Raw genomic sequence first — 19,283 nt, 5'->3', positions numbered from 1 at the left:
ATGTCGTTATTAGGTAATCTTTCTCTCGACGCAATTCCGTTTCATGAGCCAATTCTTGTGTTCACGATGTCGGTTATTGCGATAGCTGGGCTTATTATTGCTGGGCTTATTACAAAGTATAAAAAGTGGGGCGTGCTTTGGCGCGACTGGATCACGTCTGTTGATCATAAACGCTTAGGCGTAATGTATATTCTTTTAGCACTAATAATGCTGTTTCGTGGCTTTTCTGATGCAATAATGATGCGTGCGCAGTTGGCACTTGCTACCAGTGGTGCGCCAGGTTACTTACCCCCTGAGCACTACGACCAAATATTTACTGCCCACGGCGTAATTATGATCATATTTATGGCAATGCCATTTATGATTGGCTTAATGAACATTGTATTACCACTTCAAATTGGTGCTCGCGATGTTGCATTCCCATTTTTAAATAACTTAAGCTTTTGGTTTACAGCCAGCGGTGCCATTTTAATTAATATGTCGCTAGTGTTTGGTGAGTTTGCTAAAACAGGTTGGGTGGCTTATCCGCCGCTTTCGGAGTTGACCTTTAGCCCTGGGGTGGGGGTAGATTATTATATTTGGGCCTTGCAAATATCCGGGCTCGGTACACTTCTAACAGCAGTAAACTTTTTAGCGACCGTGTTTAAAATGCGTGCACCAGGTATGACCCTAATGAAAATGCCTATTTTTACATGGGCATGTACATGGGCAAACATCTTAATTGCTGCATCATTCCCAATCTTAACTGCAGTACTTGCAATGCTAACGCTTGACCGTTATCTCGACTTTCACTTCTTTACCAATGCAGCGGGCGGTAACGCCATGATGTACATCAACCTGTTTTGGGCATGGGGTCACCCTGAGGTATACATATTAGTATTACCAGCGTTTGGTATTTTCTCTGAAATTATTTCGACCTTTGCAGGTAAGCGTCTATTTGGTTACAAATCGATGGTTTACGCCAGCGGTGCAATCTCAATTTTAGGCTTTATTGTTTGGCTACATCACTTCTTTACGATGGGGTCGAGTGCTAACGTTAACGCTTTCTTTGGGGTAATGACCATGGTTATTGCCGTACCAACTGGGGTTAAGTTGTTTAACTGGTTATTTACCATTTACCGAGGTCGTTTACGTATTAGTGTACCCGTACTTTGGACTCTTGGTTTTATGGTTACCTTTACCGTAGGCGGTATGACTGGTGTATTACTTGCTATTCCAGGTGCGGATTACGTACTGCATAACAGCTTATTTTTAATTGCACATTTCCATAACACAATTATTGGTGGTGCTGTATTTGGTTATCTTGCCGGTTTTGTATTTTGGTTCCCTAAAGCAATGGGCTTTAAACTTAACGAAAAATGGGGCAAAGCATCATTTTGGTGTTGGATTATTGGTTTCTTCGTAGCATTTATGCCGCTGTACGTACTTGGTTTCTTAGGTATGACACGTCGCTTAAACCACACTAATAATCCAGATTGGAACATATGGTTATACATTGCTGCAGGCGGCGCTGTAATTATTATGTTCGGTATTATTAGCCAAGTTATTCAACTATATGTGAGCTTTAGAGACCGCGAAGCGCTTGACGATACAACAGGTGATCCGTGGAACGGCCACACACTTGAGTGGGCTACAAGTTCTCCGCCACAAATTTATAACTTTGCAACTATTCCACACATTGATGACATTGATGCATGGACCGAAGCGAAAGAAAAAGGCCAAGCTTATCAAACAAAAGCAAGCTACAGCCCAATTCATATGCCTAAGAATACCTCCGCAGGTGTACTTATGGCAGNCAGCCAGCCTAACCGCTTTTTGTTTTGCAATGATTTGGCACATTTGGTGGTTAGCTGTTGTAGGGCTAGTGGGCGGAATTGCCATATTTATCAAGCGTTGTTACACCAGCGATGTTGACTACTACATACAACCTGATGAAATTGCACGTATTGAAGCTGCATATAATTCAAGTGGGAATAAGGAGCTAAAAGCGTGAGTACACTTTCAGCAAATTTAGAATCAGCAAGTTTAGACTCTGTATCACACGATGACCATGCCTACGCGCATGATCATCACGACACATCTGGCGATACGATATTTGGCTTTTGGTTATATCTAATGACCGATTGCCTATTGTTTGCCTCGTTTTTTGCCACTTACGCTGTTTTATTTATGAACACAGCAGGTGGTGTATCGGGTAAAGATATTTTTGAACTCGACTTTGTAGCAGTAGAAACTGCTGCACTACTTATTAGTAGTATTACCTTTGGCTTTGCCATGATTGCCGCTCAAGGGCAAAAAAAGGCACTAACACTGACTTGGTTATTTGTTACGTTTTGTTTAGGTGCTGTGTTTATTGGTATGGAAGTATACGAATTTCATCATCTAATTGTGCACGGTAATGGCCCACAACAAAGTGCCTTTTTAACATCGTTTTTCTCATTAGTTGGCCTACATGGTTTACATGTAACAGCCGGTCTAATTTGGATGACCATAATGATGATTGAAGTTGCTAAACGTGGTCTAGGTAAAGCAACCGTAACGCGTTTAAGTTGCTTGAGCCTATTTTGGCACTTCTTAGACATTGTCTGGATTTGTGTATTTACCGTTGTTTATTTGATGGGAGCAATGTAATGAGCCACAGCGAAACGCATGCGTTAAAGCAAACGCAAAGTGATCATCATGATGAATCTCATGGCAGTGTTAAAACTTACTTAATTGGCTTTGTGCTATCGGTAATTTTAACTGTTATACCGTTTTACATGGTAATGGAAGGTGACTTCTCAAAAGTAACAACGCTTTGGAGCATTGTTACTTTAGCAATCGTACAAATTTGGGTGCATTTAAAATACTTTTTACACCTTAATTTTACGACCGAAAATGGCCGTGCAAGTACTTTCTCATTCCTATTCAGTGCCCTGATCATCGTAATGGTGGTTGGGTTATCTGTTTGGATCATTTATGAATCTAACGCAATGATGATGTACTAGGAGTTTAAGATGTTTCGTCGTTATTTATCAGTGACTAAGCCGGGTATTATTATGGGCAATTTAATCAGCGTAGCGGGTGGGTTTTTACTTGCCTCGCGCGGTGATATAGATCCATGGTTAATGATTGCCACATTAATTGGCTTGTCGCTAGTGGTTGCATCGGGTTGTGCTATCAATAATGTAATTGATAGAGACATAGATGTAGCCATGGCTCGTACTCGTACGCGAGTAACAGTAACAGGCGAAATGTCGGCCTTTGCTGCACTTAGCCACGGTATTTTATTGGGCGTTATTGGCTTTGGTTTACTTATCGCCTATACCACTCAAGCCGCGGTATTTTTTGCAGCCTTTGGCTACGTAATTTATGTAGGGGTTTATAGTCTCTACATGAAACGTAACTCAGTATATGGCACTTTTGTAGGCAGCCTTTCTGGCGCTGTACCGCCAGTAGTAGGTTACTGCGCCGTAACAGGGCTGTTCGATATGGGCGCATTAATACTGCTAGTTATGTTTAGCTTGTGGCAAATGCCGCACTCTTACGCTATCGCTATTTTTCGCTTTAAAGATTACCAAGCTGCAGGTATTCCTGTATTACCAGTAGCGCAAGGTATTGATAAAGCAAAGCGCCATATCGTACTTTACATCGCTGTATACGCATTAGTTGTGATGTTGTTGCCAATTACTGGCTACACAGGTGCTGCTTTTATGGCTGTTGCTTGTATTACCAGCTTTTGGTGGTTGTTAATGGCGCTGCGCGGTTATCGTCGTAATATTGATATGAGCAGTTGGGCACGTAAAGTGTTCGCATTTTCGATTATTAATATTATAGCGTTAAGTATTGCTATGGCTGTTGATTATCACAGCGTTGCTCCACAGCTATTAACGCTTACCTAATTTAAAAATTTTTAACTATTCCAAAGTTAATCCAAAGGCTCGAAAGAGCCTTTTTTTATGCCTAAATATTAAAGTAATTGAACATTTTTATTCTCGCTCTTTTACTTTTTAAAATCATCCGCATTGTAATAAAGCGGTTTAAGCGTACCGCAATTAATAAATTTATAGGTAAGCTCATTTTCAGGTGGTACACGTTTAGATGTCCGAAACTTTTGCATACAGGCGTTAACTAAATCGACAAAAATAAGATGGTTATAGCTCGGCGCTTTTTGAATTTTATGAATATAAATACGCTCAGTACCGTTTAGTGTGATCATGTCGTAGTCTTGCCATTGTGATGATTCACTCAACTCTTTAAGCTCTCTAGCATACAATTGCTTATCCAAGACCAGTTCTTTTTTTGAATAAATTAAACTGCCACCTTGTCGATAATCACCCTCGTAAATATCGGCAGTAATTGTAATTTCCTCACCACGCATTAAATGCTGAATATTAAACGCTTGTGGCTTTACGGTGATTAGTTCTGCATTTCTAACAAAGCCCAAAAATGCAACATCGGGGTTCCCTATTTTATAAACTACTTGCACATTATTGGGTGAATTATAAGCAGGTAAATTCATTGCTATAATAGACGAACCTTGATTAACCAACACCATAGGGTGCTCAGCATTGTAAGCGGGGTCTACCGGTGGAAGTTCTGCTTTTTCTTCTTCAGCTGCGGCAAAGCCACTTAAAGTGATTAGTAATAAAGTAAGTAGTAGGCGCATTATAATCTCAATTAATTTATGAGCTTAAATTGTAGTATAAAAATATATATTACATTGTGCTAATTGCACTTAATATTCAAATGTTAGGCATATTGTAAAAGGCTCAAATGAGCCTTTTACAATTGAGGGTAAGCACAATTAAATAAGCGTTACTTAATTGCTTTTTTTACTTCTCGCCAATCTATTATTTTAAAGTTTTGTGGTTGCTGCGGTAGTCGGTTATAACCATCTTGTACAACTAAAATACCTTCAGGATAACCCGGGAGCGCTTTCGATGTTACGGTTAACCCATCAGTTTCTGATGCGCCATCAATACCGTTAACCAAGTCACTTACTATATTAAACTTACCTGCAAACTCTAAACTGGGTGTTTTAACATCCTGAATATTATTACTTATTTTATACAGCACGTAGCTATCATCGCCTTGGCTAGAAACAACTAAGTAACGTGCGTTTGTGCCGTGGTAAATTTCCATACCCTCAACATCATCAACAAGTTGCTCATTTATGCCTTGTAGCATAACCGGTGTATTATCAGTTGTAGGCTCAGCGCCTATATACCAAATACCGGCGTCTTCCTCACCTGCAAAAAGTTCACCACGCGCATCATCTGCACTACAGCCTTCTGGTTGGCTAGGTAGATTAAATTCTCGAACTAATTTACCTGTTACTTTATCGCCACTTTCGTCGAGCTTATATTGCTGATAAAGACCTGACTTATCATTAACAAATACATAATTCCCTGTTGCTGATGAATACATACACATGCCATATATTTCGCTGAGATTGGTTGCAATATCATTAAGGTGTTTTACCTCGTTATTATCAACTGTTAAAACACTTATGCTGTTATTTGTCCGATTACTCGCGGTTATTAAAGTATTCGTACTATTTTTAATACTAGGGTGTTGGCGAACATCTACATTATTTAAGCGACCAATCTCAATTGATTGTTCAAGCCAGCCTTGTAAGTTGTAAACCATTAAGCCTCGACGTTTATCTGTGCCTAAAATTAAGCTTTTTGCAGGGTTACTTGAGTTTACCCAAATAGCGGGATCATCTGCGGCATCACCAAATGCTTGTACAGGCGTTGTTTGTGCACTGGCATGTATATGTGTCAATTTTTTAACAGTGTTTTTACCCGCATTTTTAACTGGTGTTGCTGGTAATGTACTTTGTGTATATGCGCCTGTTTCATCGTTATATAACACCGCAATAGCCTTATTGTTTGCGGTGTATTTAACCGCAACAGACTCTAAAGCTAAATTGCCATTTAGTTGCCAATTATTAATGCTTTTAGTAACAGGGTTGTAGGCATAAATTGTATTATCATGTGTACTTGTAAACCACAGCGTGCCGTCGGTTGATGTAAAAAGAGAGCCTATTTCGCTATTTAGTGAGCCAAAAGGAGCAACGAGTGCTATTGGTTTTTTATCAGCTTGCGACTCTGCATTGGCATTTATAGACCAAACACCCACTTCACCTTCACTTACAAAAAGTGTGTTGCTTTGCTCGCTCACAGCGCATCCTGCAGCTTCGCTTACTCCTGCAAATTCACGCATGCTTACATTTATTGTTTCATTATTACTTGTGTCGTAAATAACAGTTTCGGTGATCAAACCACGTACATCAGGCACAAATGCCGACACAGTATTATTGTTTTTATTATTAAATAAACACACCGTATCGGGCTGAGCTTGTGGTGGGCTAATACGAGTTAACTCTTTTATATTCCAGCTGTTATTGGCTTGCTGTAATTTAAAAATAACGACATTATCTTGGTCATTATCAATGGTCGCTAATAAATAAGTGGAGTTATTAAGTGCACTTATAGAAAGCGCCTCAAAACTACCTTTAGCAATGTTTTTACTCTGCTGGTTTTGGCTGTTTACCATTACCAAGCCTTGGCTTTCGCTTGCTAGTAGCCAGTTGTTGTCATTAATCCATACGGCTTNTTGCGAGCCTTGCATATTCTCGCTTGGGCCAAAAGCATTGCTCTCGATAGACTCAAATGCTTTTTTAGTTGATATGTTATAGCTACAAGCACTTAAGGTGCTTATTAGCAGGCTTGTAAGCACTAAACCTTTTGCTTTATTTAATTTAAAATTCATTATAATTCCTTTGCTGATCAGAGCGTTTTGAGTAACGTATCGAAAGTCACTTCATTGTTACCACGCAAACACCATGACTTAAAATGCGTAACGCAGCATTAATTGATAAACCGGACCCGCTTCTTCAGATTCAATTTCGTACTCATCAAAGCTACGATCGAACTGATCTGATACGGTATCAAACTTATTAAAGGTTTCGTCTTTACTTGCATCAAGGAGGTTTGAGCCCACTAAACGCAGCGTTACGTTTTCCCAGCGTTTTTCTATAAACACTTCAAGATCGGCACTGTAAGATGTTGTTACTTCTTCACCTACAATACGCCCATAAGCATCACCTTGCTTACGGTAAGTTGCACCAAATGCAGCTTTGAGATCGGGTAAGTCTTGAATAAACCCAACGTTATAAACGTAGTCTGATTGATCGTTAAATTTTCGAGACCCAAAAAAGTCGGTTACTTCACTATCAAGCCATGAGTAATTTAAAAATACTCCCGTATTAGGCATGCTAAATGCGCCAAGCGGAGTAGATAAATCAAGCTCAACTCCTTTTACGTTACCGTCGCCTGTGTTGCGAGGCTGCAATACAAATGTACCTTCTCCTTCGGAGCCTTCTTGTCCTGTATTTGCTATTTCTATGAGGTCGTTTACTTTGCGGTAAAATAAATTAATGCCTACAACGCCACTTTTACCTAAGCGATATTCGTAGCCTAAATCCATACCCCAGGCTGATTCTGGTTTTAATTCTGGGTTACCTAGTTGGTCGTTATCGCCAAGTTCTTTTTCGATAAGTGCTGGTGTTAAAAAATCAAACTCGGGGCGTCGTAAACTACGCGCAACAGAGGCGCTAACGCGTCCATTCTCACTCACGTTATAGCGAAAATGCGCAGAAGGTAGAACAAAATCGTAATTGTTATCTTCGGTTACACCAATTGTTTTATCATTAATTTTTGAATCAGTAGACTCCCAGCGAACGCCCAATTCCCAGGCAAATAAATCATCTTGGTGTTTAACAAGGGCAAACACATCAAAGCGGTCTTCCTCTAGCGTGTTTACGCCACCAACAACCGGTTCAAATTCACTGGTAAATACAGCCAAAGATAAAGGTGTTCCCGCATATTGATCCCAGCTTGTAAGTGCTAATTCAAGCTCGTCTTCGGCTTCAAAAATATTGCTATCGCGCTTTTTGTTTTGTAAAAATGCACCAAACTGAATTTCTTTGCTGTCACCCCAAGGTTGGCTATGTTGCCACTGCAGGGTCCATTCTTTATCGTCTATGTCACTTTGAGCTTGTTCTTCTTCAAATATCATTGGCAGCTCTGACGTATCAAGCTCTACTTCTTGCTCGTATACCGACTCGTCAAATTTGGCGATACCAAACTTTAATTTACTTGTGCCGTTTAGCAGTGGAAATTCATAGGCGGTATTGATGTTGTAATTAGTTTGGTCAATATACTTAACATTGGCATTATCGGTTTCTAGGTTTCCGCCATTTACAATATCATTGCTGGTTGCAGTGGTATCGTCGTATTCAAACGAACGTTCATCTTCAGTGCGCTCTGTATCAACCCACATAGCGCTAATATTAAACTGACTATCGTTATCAAAAACAATTTCGTAACTGGCGTTTAGTGATGTGTCGTCGCCATCGCGAGTGTCAGATTGGTCTTCGCGGTTATCAAACTCTTCGGTTTGAAAATTTACATTGTTTTCTGGGCTATCGCCGTAGCGCAGGCTCGTTTTTTGTTTTGGGTTATATCGGCCTTGTAAATTTGCACCAAGTAATAATCGCCCCCCCGCAAATTCAGTACCGTACACTGCAGCCAAGCTTTCTTTAAACTCGCCATCATCATAAAGTAAGCCGCCAGCGCGTAAGTAACCACCATCTAAGCTGTAACCATCGCGCAGTACGATATTTAATGTGCCCGCAATCGCATCGGCTGAGCGATTGGCACTTGATGAGCGAATAATTTCAACGCGTTCAATTAATTCAGCCGGAATTCGGTCAACAAAAAATGAACGGTCGGCACCTGCGCCAGGTACTTCTTCACCGTTTATAAGTACCTTTGTATAAGCAGGGCTCAAGCCCCGCATACGTGCACCGTCAGATTCAAGTACATCCGATAAAAATGTAACACTGGGTACACGTTTTAATGCATCGCCTGCAGTTAATGGCTCAAAACGCTGAAAGTACTCTTGTGAGTATTCTAAGGTTGGCGCGAGTTCGTCAGAGCGATTTCTATAACCAATTTCACCGTATACAACAATTTTATCAGAAACTTCTATATCTTTTTTCGTGGTTTCTTTTGCATCATCTTCTGCATAAGCCGTTAAGTTACATAACGCTAATGCGGCTACCAGTGCTTTTATTTTAAAGTGTTTCATTGTATTTGCTCTTGGTTATTACAGGGTTGTTTCTTGGTATGGCGAGCAAGCTAAAGATAATTGATTACGTAAATGTGACAGGGTTTAGTTTAAATGCATGTATTTAGAGGTACTTGATCAATATGTAGAGCGTATTGAGCTTTTATCACTCCCTGTAAAGGCTGGTGTTATCTACTGTGCAGGGCTGTTTTTAAGGTATGTATCATCTAGTTGTCACATAGCTGAGCTAATATGACCCTGCTAACACAAGCTTGTATGAACTAACTTTAAAGCTCATTTATAAACGAGATACTGCACATGCGATTTAACCCTTTTATCAGCCACCGATTACTAATAAACGCTATTATTGCGATGTTTTTTAGCGCTGTGTTTTTAAGTAGTTATTTAGGAGTATTAAAAACTTACGCCAGTATTCAGTGGCTCGATATTATGGGAGAGGGCGGTATTGTATTAATGACACTTGTATGGATTATCGCGTTATTAATTTCAAGACCACCGAGTAAAGTAACCACTTACTTAGTGATAGGAGTAGGGCTGTTTATGTTCTCGGCAACGCTCGATTTACTTGATGAATGGCTAATGCACCCCGCGCACCAATGGCTGAGTTGGATTGAATCTCTGCCCGCTCCGTTAGGCATGTTATTAACAAGTATAGGTTTGTATTATTGGCATCAAGAGCAGTACGTATTAAATCGTCAGCTACGCCGCCGTGAAGCGCATTTACGTGAGCACGATAAGGTGTGTTCAATAACGGGTCTTTATAAGGCGCAGTACCTAGATTCAGCAATTAATGAGCAATCAATTAACACACAGCCGTTTTGGTTGGGAGCTATTGATATACGTGACTTTTCTCATTTTAATAGTGAGCTTGGCTTTAGTGAAGGCGACCGGTTACTACGTGAAATTAGCGAGTTATTATTAATGAACTGCCGACTAAGTGATGTAGTGTGCCGCTACGCAGGAGATTGCTTTATGGTATTAATGCCAGCCACTACAGAGCAACAAGCTAAAGAGCTGATGGCGCAAATTAAAGGAGCGCTAAAACACTGTGCATTTAAAGTTGAAGCATCTAAAAAAGCAAAATTTCAATATGTCACTACCGCCTTAATACAAGGTAATAAGCATAGTAGTACAAGTAAACTAACAAGCCAACTGCATAGTCAATTACAACAAAAAAAGCATCAACAAAAAGTAGTGCACCGTGCATACGTTTGTTAGCCAAGACGATAAATATTTAAGCGCTCAAGGGCTTATTACGTCAGCTGTAGAGCTTGCTCAAAGCCGAGATATAAATTTACATAAACTGCTACGCGGTACCGGTATTTTTGAACAAGACTTACTTAATTTTCAACATGCATTTAGTGTGTCTCAGCAGGTGCGTTTATTAGCTCAATTTAAGTTATTGATGAAAAGTACTGACAGTGGTTTTTTACTCGGTAGTCAACTTATTAACGACACTCGAGCTGAAGCTCAGGCATTAATATATAGCGATAATTTAGCTCAAGTATTAAAGCAATTATCACTTTTAAGAATGCAATTAGCGCCTTTATTATTTAGCCAAACGTATATTAAAAACGATAACGTTTATATTTATATTCAGCCAGCACATGGGCTTGATGAAAGCCTTTACCGCTATGTGCTAGAGATATATAGCACTGCATTTTATAGTTTACTTAAACGAGTGAGCGAAAGTTACCCGTATTGTCAGTTCGACTTTGCTTTTAAACGCCCTAGGCATATTCAAGAATACGAACAAAATTTAGGGCTAAAGGTAAGTTTTGATAAGCCATGTACTCGCTGGGTATTAAATAAAGCCATGTTAAGAGCTAAAAACCCGCATGCGAGTCAATTACGATTCATGCAAGCGCAGTCGCAGCTAGATAATAAAAACGTAGTTAGCATGACTTTTATTGAAGCCGCTTGTAGATACTTATACTCTCACCCAAGTGCTAATTTAGAGTGTACAGCAAAGCACTTTGCTATGAGCTCAGCTACATTTAAGCGCAGGCTCAAACTTAATGGAGTACGCTTTTCTGCGTTAATAGATGAGCAAAATAAGCACAAAGCTATTTACCTACTTACTCTGTGCGCTAAACATAACGAACAGGTCGCTGAGCATTTAGCTTTTTACGATATACCTAACTTTCGGCGAGCCTTTAAGCGCTGGACAGGTCTAACACCTAATCAATTAAAAGCGCAATAAGTTACTCAGTTGCCATATCGATGGAGTGCAACAAAGTTCGTGCCTTTAAATGTAGGTTTGGATCTTCTGGGTTTGACGTATTAGTCAGCCAAATTACATTGCCTTCTTTATTTACAAATAATGTAGTAGGTGTGCCTCGTATACCTAATTGCTGTGCTATTGCATCGGCTTTTACGGCTGTTTTAAAAGTATAACCTCTGCTAGAAAGTGCTTTAGCAGGAGCAGCATCGTCATCTTCTTTAAAGCTCACGGCAATAACTTTTAAGCCCATATCATCAATTTTTTGAAGTGCTGGCTGTAGCTTTTTACAGTACGGACACCACGTTGCCCAAAAGTGTAAAACGTAAGGTTGACCTAATAAATCTTGAGTATTGAGAGCAGAACCATCAGCCATTTGTAAATTTAATGTAGGTAGCTTAGGGTATGTTTCTTGCGTGCTTTCTTCTTGCGAATAGCTTGTAAAGCTTATAAAAATTAGTGCGATGGCAATAAATAGTTGTTTCATAATATGTTCGTTCTTATTTTACATATTAAATAAGAACGAGAATTTAACATTTTTATTTCAAACTAAAAGCCAGCAGCTTGCTCAACAACAATAGCGTGGCGTTTAGCGAGGCGAAGGTGGTCTTTATCGTAGCCACCACCTATTACTGTGGCAACGGGCGTGTTGTGCTCAAGGCAGCGTTTAAGCACTAAGTGGTCGCGTTTGATTATTCCATCCCAACTGATATCTAATTTACCCAAGCCATCACCTTGCCAAATATCAACGCCTGCATCGTAAAGTACCAAGCTTGGGTTTAGCTCTTTTAGTAAATAACTCAAGGTTTCGTCAACTATGGCAAGGTATTCGTCGTCTTTCATGTTGTCGGCTAAACCAATATCTAAATCGCTAGCGGACTTTCTAAAGGGGAAGTTTTTTTCACAATGGATAGAACAAGTATAAGCGTATGCTTGATGCTCTAACATTGCGGCTGTGCCATCACCTTGGTGCACGTCTAAATCAAAAATAAGTACGTTAGTTACTTCACCCGATTCAATTAAAGTTTGCGTAGTAAAGGCTAAATCGTTAACCATGCAGTAGCCTGAGCCAAAATCGGTATGCGCATGGTGTGTACCACCAGCTAAGTGGCACGCTATACCATGTTTAAGTGCTAAACGAGCTGTTTGCAGCGTACCTTGAGGTGCTGTAAAGGTACGTGCCATAAGCTCTTTTGACCAAGGTAGGCCAATGCGGCGCATTGCTTTTTCATCTAGGCGGTTATTCCACAAGTCATGTATATAGTTTTCGCAGTGTATTAGCTCAAGCGGCTCTGGCGTACCGAGAATTGGTTCTACCAGGTTACTGCCGATTAAACCAAGCTCTGCAACATGCTGATATAAATGTGCAAACTTACTCATTGCAAAACGATGCTTTGGATCAAAATTAAACGAGTAGTTAGGGTGATACACCAAAGGTAAATGTGGATTTAAAGTCATGTTTGCACAAGTTAAAAAGTTTGCACTATGGTAATCAACTAATCCAAATGAGTCTATTCTTGTGTGTCGTGAATCAACATGGCGAGTTCGCGATGTAATAGTTCGTCATCAGCTAAGTTTAGCTCTATTAAACGCTTTAAATAGGTAATGCTATCTATATCAATATGATGGCATTTTAAACCAATATGATCGGCTTCAATGTGGCAAATTACCACTTCCATTTTAATTTCTATATCGCTTTGAGGAAGCGAAAAATGCAAAGCAGCTTGGCTATTTTGGTTGCCAATAAAAGCATCACAATTTGTAATCAATGCGCCATGTAACGATACATCAAGTAATTTACATGGATACTTGTGGTCATCAAAACATAACAAAGCGGTAGTCGAAAATAACACACGAGAAAACTGACGACGATTTTGCATAACCCAATTTAGCCTTACTGTTTTTATAATAAATTAAGCATAGCGGGTAATTCTCTACATGCTAGCAATATATGCTCCTGTAATGCTGGTGGCATAAAAAAGCCCCGCATAAATGCAGGGCTTAAGAATTTATCTAAAATCAGCTATTAACCGATTTTTTTGTACTTAATACGTTTAGGTTCAGTTGCTGCTGCACCTAGTGTCTTTTTAAGCCACTCTTCGTATTCAGTATAGTTACCATCAAAGAAGTTAATTTGACCTTCGTCGCGGTAATCTAAAATGTGCGTAGCAATACGGTCAAGGAACCAACGGTCATGTGAGATACACATTACACAACCAGGGAACTCTAAAATAGCATTCTCAAGTGCACGTAGTGTTTCAACGTCCAAGTCATTAGTTGGCTCATCGAGTAGTAACACATTGCCGCCAGCTTTTAATAACTTAGCAAGGTGTAAACGGTTACGTTCACCACCTGATAGGTCTTTAACAAACTTTTGCTGATCGTTACCTTTAAAGTTAAAGCGACTTACATACGCACGGCTTGGGAACTCAAAGTTACCAATTTTTAGTACGTCTTGGCCGTCTGATATTTCTTGGAAAACAGTTTTGCTTTCGTCCATACCATCGCGGAACTGATCAACTGTCGCAAGGTGTACAGTTTCGCCAACGGTGATGCTACCGCTGTCTTGCTCTTGCTCACCGCTTATCATTTTAAATAACGTTGATTTACCCGCGCCATTCGCACCGATAATGCCCACAATGGCACCTTTTGGCATGCTAAAGCTTAAATCGTCAATTAAAACGCGATCGCCAAAACTCTTACGAAGATTAGTTACTTCAAGTACTTGGTCGCCTAAACGCGGGCCAGGTGGAATAAACATCTCGTTAGTTTCGTTACGTTTTTGGTAATCAGACTGCTGCATCTCAGTAAACTGAGCCATACGTGCTTTTGACTTAGCTTGACGACCTTTAGGGTTTGAACGAACCCATTCAAGTTCTTGCGCAATTGATTTTTGACGTGCTTTTTCAGATTTTTGTTCTTGCTGTAAGCGCGCATCTTTTTGTTCAAGCCAAGAAGAGTAGTTACCTTCCCATGGAATACCTTCACCACGGTCAAGCTCCAATATCCAGCCAGCTACATTATCAAGGAAGTAACGGTCATGCGTTACCGCCACAACAGTACCTTCGTAATCGTGTAAGAAGCGCTCTAACCATGCAACCGACTCAGCATCCAAGTGGTTAGTTGGTTCATCGAGAATAAGCATGTCTGGTTTTTCAAGCAATAATCGACATATAGCAACGCGACGACGCTCACCACCTGAAAGGTGCTCAATTTTAGCATCCCATTCTGGCAGGCGAAGTGCATCAGCAGCACGTTCTAAAACGTTATCAATGTTGTGGCCATCGTGCGCTTGAATAACAGCTTCAAGCTCGCCTTGCTCTTTTGCAAGTGCGTCAAAGTCAGCGTCTTCCATGGCGTATTCGTTATACACTTCGTCAAGACGTTTAAGTGCGTGTTTAACTTCGCCAACAGCTTCTTCAACAATTTCACGAACTGTTTTGCTTTCGTCTAAAACAGGCTCTTGCGGTAAATAACCAATTTTTGTACCAGGCTGAGGATGTGCATCACCTTCAAAATCTTGGTCAACACCGGCCATAATACGTAGTAACGTAGATTTACCAGAACCGTTTAAACCAAGCACACCAATTTTAGCGCCAGGGAAAAAGTGTAACGAAATATCTTTTAAGATAGTGCGCTTAGGTGGCACAACCTTAGATACTCGACTCATCGAGAATATAAATTTATCAGGTAAAACCATGGAGGAAAGCCTTCAAATAATAATAAAAATTTCAATGTTGTATTGTAGTTGTTGAGGGGTTAAACAGTCAACGAATGCTGTATAGAACAATACGCTTACCTAAGCGGTACTTTGTTTTGATTGCTCGTTTAAACACTATTATTACAGGATTTCTATTGTGTAAAATTCTGTAATCTATTGTTTTATATTGTTCAAATACATTCCATTTTTAACAAAAATGGTACAGAATATTTACAAGCTGCAAAGTATAAGTAAATTATATAGGCAGGCCACACTTAGTTTGTTGTTAGACATCATATTATTAATATTACAAAGGTTTAAAGGAATGAACATGAAAATAGTTACAAAGTTAGGGGCATTACTTTTAGGTTTATACTCATTTTCGAGCGAAGCAGACATACTCCACGTAAATGGTTATTACCAAGGAGTAGGGATAGGGTCTACGCAAATTGATGTATACGAGAGTGATAGCATACAGTTTACAACGCTTTACGGCCGGTTTGGGTATCAGTTTTCGCGATACTTTGCATTAGAAGGGCGTATAGGTTTTGGGTTAAATGATGAGTCAACTCCTCTAAACGGAATTGTTTACACTCAGAACCCACAGGACGGTTCGCTTAGCTCAGAATTCATTAAGAGCGAAGTCGATTCAAGCCTTGATTTGCAAACAAGTATATTTGTAAAAGCTAATTATCCAATTTCATCTCGAGCTGATGTGTTTTTATTTGGTGGCTATGGTAGAAATAAATTAAGTTACAATGAAGGCGACTTAAAAAACCTGGCAGAATCAATAACTGGTACAGATACAAACTCTACGCTAATAACGGAGCAAAACTACGACGAAGGCGGCGTAACGTACGGAACTGGCGTTGACTTTAGGCTAACTCAACGCTGGCAATTAAGTGCAGAATATCAATATTTTGATGCAGACCAAGGCGATATTTACGCACTTAATTTATCTGTGATTTACCGTTTTTAACTGCATATGCGCTACTCGTTTTTAGTAGCGCTACTTCAAAATATTAAAACAGGTTATTTTATAATAAAGACGTTTTTCCTCATACATACCACCTCGGTAAATCCTAATTTAATAGAATGAATAAATTTCATTTAGACATCTATACATCTAGAGGTTGATATTTTTTACTTTCAGTTCATAATTAACCTTCGGTTTTTATGAGCAGGAGTAAAGTATGCCAATTACAGTAAAAGACGAGTTGCCGGCCATTGCACGTTTACGTCAAGAAAACGTATTTGTAATGCCAAAAACACGTGCAAAAACGCAAGAAATACGTCCAATGCGTTTGGCTATTTTAAACTTAATGCCTAATAAAGTAGAAACCGAAGTTCAGTTTATTCGCTTGCTTGCCAACTCGCCTTTGCAAGTGAACGTAGAGCTACTGCGCCTCGACACTCACCGCAGTAGTAGCAACTCAGAAGAGCACCTTGATACCTTTTATCGTTATTTTTCAGAAGTAAAAGACAACAATTACGATGCGCTAATAGTAACTGGTGCGCCACTCGCCCATTTAGAATACGACGATGTAGCGTATTGGGATGAGCTAAAGGTCATTATTGATTGGGCCGAGCAGCACGTTACCTCTACGTTATTTTCGTGTTGGGCAGCACATGCAGCGCTATATCATCGCTACAATTTAAAGCGCGATTTAAAAGACGAAAAACTGTGTGGCGTATTTACCCACCAATGTTATTTTGATCACGGTGCACTGACTCGCGGATTCGACGACACCTTTTTAGTACCGCACTCACGTTATGGCCACATTGATATAAATAAAATAAACGCCTGCGATGAGCTAGTAGTACTGGCAGGTTCTGAGCGAGTAGGGGCTTACTTACTTAAAAATAAATCGGGTAGCCAAGTGTTTATAACCGGTCACCCTGAGTACGACGCCGACTCGCTAAAAGCAGAATACGAGCGCGATTGTAAAAAAAGTCCTAATGCACCAAAACCCGAAAATTACTTCCCAGATGATGATGCAACCAAACAACCTTCAAAAACGTGGCAAAGCCATGCTTTTTTACTTTTTTCGAACTGGTTAAATTACTACGTGTACCAAACCACACCGTATGATATTAATTTAGTTAGCCAAGATGTGAGGACTAACAACTATGCCGAATAACGCGCCTACAAATAATAAACACGCCGAAATAAGTGCAGCATTAAAAGAACGCATTTTAATTTTAGATGGTGCTATGGGCACCATGATCCAAGATCATAAGCTAGAAGAAGAAGACTATCGCGGCGAGCGTTTTAAAGACTGGCATGTATTAATTAAAGGCAATAACGATTTATTAAGCCTAACCAAGCCCGACTTAATCACTGATATTCATAGTGGTTTTTTATCAGCGGGCGCCGATATTATCGAAACCAACACGTTTAACTCGACCACTATTTCGATGGAAGATTACGATATGGCGAGCCTAAGCCGCGAAATAAACGTAGAGTCAGCTAAATTAGCACGCGCAATTTGCGATGAATTTACGGCTAAAACGCCAGAAAAACCGCGCTATGTAGCCGGTGTTTTAGGGCCGACATCTAAAACGTGTTCAATTTCGCCAGACGTAAACGATCCGGGTTACCGAAACGTTACTTTTGATAAGCTAGTTACTGCGTATGTAGAGTCTACCCTTGCATTAATGGAAGGCGGCGCCGATTTAATACTAATCGAAACTATATTCGACACGCTTAATGCAAAAGCCGCCTCGTTTGGTGTAGAAGAAGCCTTTGAGCAAGCAGGGCGCACATTACCAGTTATGATCTCGGGCACTATTACCGACGCTTCTGGCCGTACGCTTTCTGGGCAAACAACCGAAGCATTTTATAACTCTATTCGCCATATTAAGCCTATTTCGATTGGTTTAAACTGCGCGCTTGGCCCTGATTTACTGCGCCAATATGTAGAAGAGCTTTCGCGCGTGTGCGAAACCTTTACATCGGTACACCCTAATGCGGGCTTGCCTAATGAGTTTGGTGAATACGACTTAGAAGCGCCTGAAATGGCAGCCGAAATTATCGATTGGGGTAAATCGGGCTTTATTAATATTGTAGGTGGATGTTGTGGCACCACGCCTGCGCATATTCGTGCTTTTGCAAAAGGTCTAGCGGGCGTTAAACCACGCCAATTGCCAGAGCTTGAAGTACGCATGCGTTTATCAGGCCTTGAAGCCTGTAACTTAAATTAAGGAGCCAACATGACCCAACAAATAGCAGTATTTACTAATGTCGGCGAACGTACCAATGTAACCGGTTCTGCCATGTTTAAACGTTTAATCATGGAAGAAGACTTTGAAGCCGCGCTAACAGTGGCCCGCGAACAAGTAGAAAATGGCGCACAGGTTATTGATATAAACATGGACGAAGCCATGTTGGACTCAAAAGCCGCGATGGTTAAGTTTTTAAACTTAATAGCCTCAGAGCCTGATATTTCACGCGTACCCATTATGGTCGACTCCTCTAAATGGGAAGTAATAGAAGCAGGCCTAAAGTGTATTCAAGGTAAGGCCATTGTTAACTCTATATCGCTAAAAGAGGGCGAAGAGCCGTTTATTCGCCAAGCTAAAATAATAAAACGTTTTGGTGCAGCTGCCGTTGTAATGGCGTTTGATACTGACGGGCAAGCTGATACAGCAGACCGCAAATATGAAATATGTGCCCGCAGCTACAAAATATTAGTAGAAGACATTGGTTTTCCACCAGAAGATATTATATTCGACCCTAATATATTTGCCGTAGCCACCGGTATAGAAGAGCACGACAACTACGCAGTAGAATTTATTGAAGGCACACGCCGCATTAAACAAAACTTACCGCACTGTAAAGTGTCGGGCGGGGTGTCAAATGTATCGTTTTCATTTAGGGGTAATAACCCAGTACGTGAAGCTATTCACTCGGTATTTTTATACCACGCCATAAAAGCGGGTATGGATATGGGCATTGTAAATGCAGGGCAACTCGCCGTTTACGACGACATCCCAGAAGAGCTTCGTAAAGCCGTTGAAGACGTAATACTTAACACAGACCCAGGTGCAGGCGAGCGTTTAGTAGAGCTTGCACCAAAATACTCTGGTATGGCACAAGCCGAGCGAGTAGAAGATTTAGAATGGCGCACATGGCCTGTTGAAAAACGCCTTGAGCACGCGCTTGTAAAAGGCATTACTACCTTTATAGATGAAGATACCGAAGAGTGCCGCGCTGCTGCC

16 protein-coding genes and 1 pseudogene are annotated in these 19,283 nt (G+C 40.3%); 10 read left to right on the top strand and 7 right to left on the bottom strand.

The annotated features are described in order from the left end of the window. From cyoB to cyoE, 4 genes and pseudogenes are all read left to right on the top strand, one after another. Nucleotides 1–1,993: pseudogene (gene cyoB, locus L656_RS01000000121890) on the top strand (cytochrome o ubiquinol oxidase subunit I). After that, entirely contained in the window at nt 1,990–2,631 is a 642-nt protein-coding gene (gene cyoC, locus L656_RS0104070) for a cytochrome o ubiquinol oxidase subunit III (RefSeq protein ID WP_024598282.1), read from the top strand. The pseudogene cyoB and the gene cyoC overlap by 4 nt, the downstream one beginning before the upstream one ends. Further along, nucleotides 2,631–2,987, top strand: a complete 357-nt coding sequence (gene cyoD, locus L656_RS0104065) for a cytochrome o ubiquinol oxidase subunit IV (protein ID WP_024598281.1) — start codon at nt 2,631–2,633, stop codon at nt 2,985–2,987. Before cyoC ends, cyoD begins: the two co-directional genes overlap by 1 nt. Before the next feature lie 9 nt (nt 2,988–2,996). Further along, nucleotides 2,997–3,881: a heme o synthase gene (gene cyoE / locus L656_RS0104060; protein ID WP_024598280.1), complete on the top strand. Its 885-nt coding sequence runs from the start codon at nt 2,997–2,999 to the stop codon at nt 3,879–3,881. Between the two features lie 101 nt (nt 3,882–3,982). Here cyoE and L656_RS0104055 read toward each other — a convergent pair whose 3' ends face one another. The 3 genes from L656_RS0104055 to L656_RS0104045 all read right to left on the bottom strand — a co-directional run bounded on the left by L656_RS0104055 (nt 3,983) and on the right by L656_RS0104045 (nt 9,141). Further along, nucleotides 3,983–4,648 carry a hypothetical protein gene (locus L656_RS0104055; protein WP_024598279.1) on the bottom strand — a complete coding sequence of 222 codons (666 nt, stop codon included), beginning with the start codon at nt 4,646–4,648 and terminating at the stop codon, nt 3,983–3,985. A 149-nt stretch (nt 4,649–4,797) separates the two neighbouring features. Next, nucleotides 4,798–6,210: a phytase gene (locus L656_RS0104050; protein WP_446727534.1), complete on the bottom strand. Its 1,413-nt coding sequence runs from the start codon at nt 6,208–6,210 to the stop codon at nt 4,798–4,800. Between the two features lie 627 nt (nt 6,211–6,837). Then, nucleotides 6,838–9,141, bottom strand: coding sequence for a TonB-dependent receptor plug domain-containing protein (locus L656_RS0104045; protein WP_024598277.1), 2,304 nt, complete (start codon nt 9,139–9,141; stop codon nt 6,838–6,840). Nucleotides 9,142–9,438: 297 nt separating this feature from the next. Between L656_RS0104045 and L656_RS0104040 the strand changes: the two genes are divergently transcribed. Both L656_RS0104040 and L656_RS0104035 read left to right on the top strand, forming a co-directional pair. Then, on the top strand, nt 9,439–10,359 hold the full coding sequence (locus L656_RS0104040) for a GGDEF domain-containing protein (protein WP_024598276.1): 921 nt from the start codon (nt 9,439–9,441) through the stop codon (nt 10,357–10,359). Continuing rightward, nucleotides 10,343–11,344 carry an AraC family transcriptional regulator gene (locus L656_RS0104035; RefSeq protein ID WP_024598275.1) on the top strand — a complete coding sequence of 334 codons (1,002 nt, stop codon included), beginning with the start codon at nt 10,343–10,345 and terminating at the stop codon, nt 11,342–11,344. Before L656_RS0104040 ends, L656_RS0104035 begins: the two co-directional genes overlap by 17 nt. Before the next feature lies 1 nt (nt 11,345). Here the strand turns inward: L656_RS0104035 and L656_RS0104030 are convergent, their stop codons facing one another. The 4 genes from L656_RS0104030 to ettA form a co-directional block, all read right to left on the bottom strand. Continuing rightward, a complete protein-coding gene (locus L656_RS0104030; protein WP_024598274.1) occupies nt 11,346–11,849 on the bottom strand; it encodes a TlpA family protein disulfide reductase in 504 nt (167 codons plus the stop codon). A 62-nt stretch (nt 11,850–11,911) separates the two neighbouring features. After that, on the bottom strand, nt 11,912–12,820 hold the full coding sequence (locus tag L656_RS0104025) for a histone deacetylase family protein (RefSeq protein WP_024598273.1): 909 nt from the start codon (nt 12,818–12,820) through the stop codon (nt 11,912–11,914). 53 nt (nt 12,821–12,873) lie between these two features. Then, on the bottom strand, nt 12,874–13,242 hold the full coding sequence (locus L656_RS0104020; protein WP_024598272.1) for a PilZ domain-containing protein: 369 nt from the start codon (nt 13,240–13,242) through the stop codon (nt 12,874–12,876). A 146-nt stretch (nt 13,243–13,388) separates the two neighbouring features. After that, nucleotides 13,389–15,062 (bottom strand): energy-dependent translational throttle protein EttA, encoded by a 1,674-nt coding sequence (ettA, locus tag L656_RS0104015; protein WP_024598271.1) that lies wholly within the window; start codon nt 15,060–15,062, stop codon nt 13,389–13,391. A 331-nt stretch (nt 15,063–15,393) separates the two neighbouring features. Between ettA and L656_RS0104010 the strand changes: the two genes are divergently transcribed. From L656_RS0104010 to L656_RS1000000123700, 4 genes are all read left to right on the top strand, one after another. Next, a complete protein-coding gene (locus tag L656_RS0104010; protein WP_024598270.1) occupies nt 15,394–16,041 on the top strand; it encodes an outer membrane beta-barrel protein in 648 nt (215 codons plus the stop codon). Nucleotides 16,042–16,255: 214 nt separating this feature from the next. Further along, a complete protein-coding gene (gene metA, locus L656_RS0104005) occupies nt 16,256–17,203 on the top strand; it encodes a homoserine O-acetyltransferase MetA (RefSeq protein WP_024598269.1) in 948 nt (315 codons plus the stop codon). Further along, a complete protein-coding gene (locus L656_RS0104000; protein ID WP_024598268.1) occupies nt 17,193–18,266 on the top strand; it encodes a homocysteine S-methyltransferase family protein in 1,074 nt (357 codons plus the stop codon). Before metA ends, L656_RS0104000 begins: the two co-directional genes overlap by 11 nt. A gap of 9 nt (nt 18,267–18,275) precedes the next feature. Next, the coding region (locus tag L656_RS1000000123700; protein WP_446727530.1) for a dihydropteroate synthase at nt 18,276–19,283 on the top strand (1,008 nt) is incomplete at its 3' end.

The organism is Pseudoalteromonas sp. TAE56 (genome assembly GCF_000497955.1).
Lineage (GTDB): Bacteria > Pseudomonadota > Gammaproteobacteria > Enterobacterales > Alteromonadaceae > Pseudoalteromonas.
This window is presented reverse-complemented; position numbering and strand designations above follow the sequence as displayed.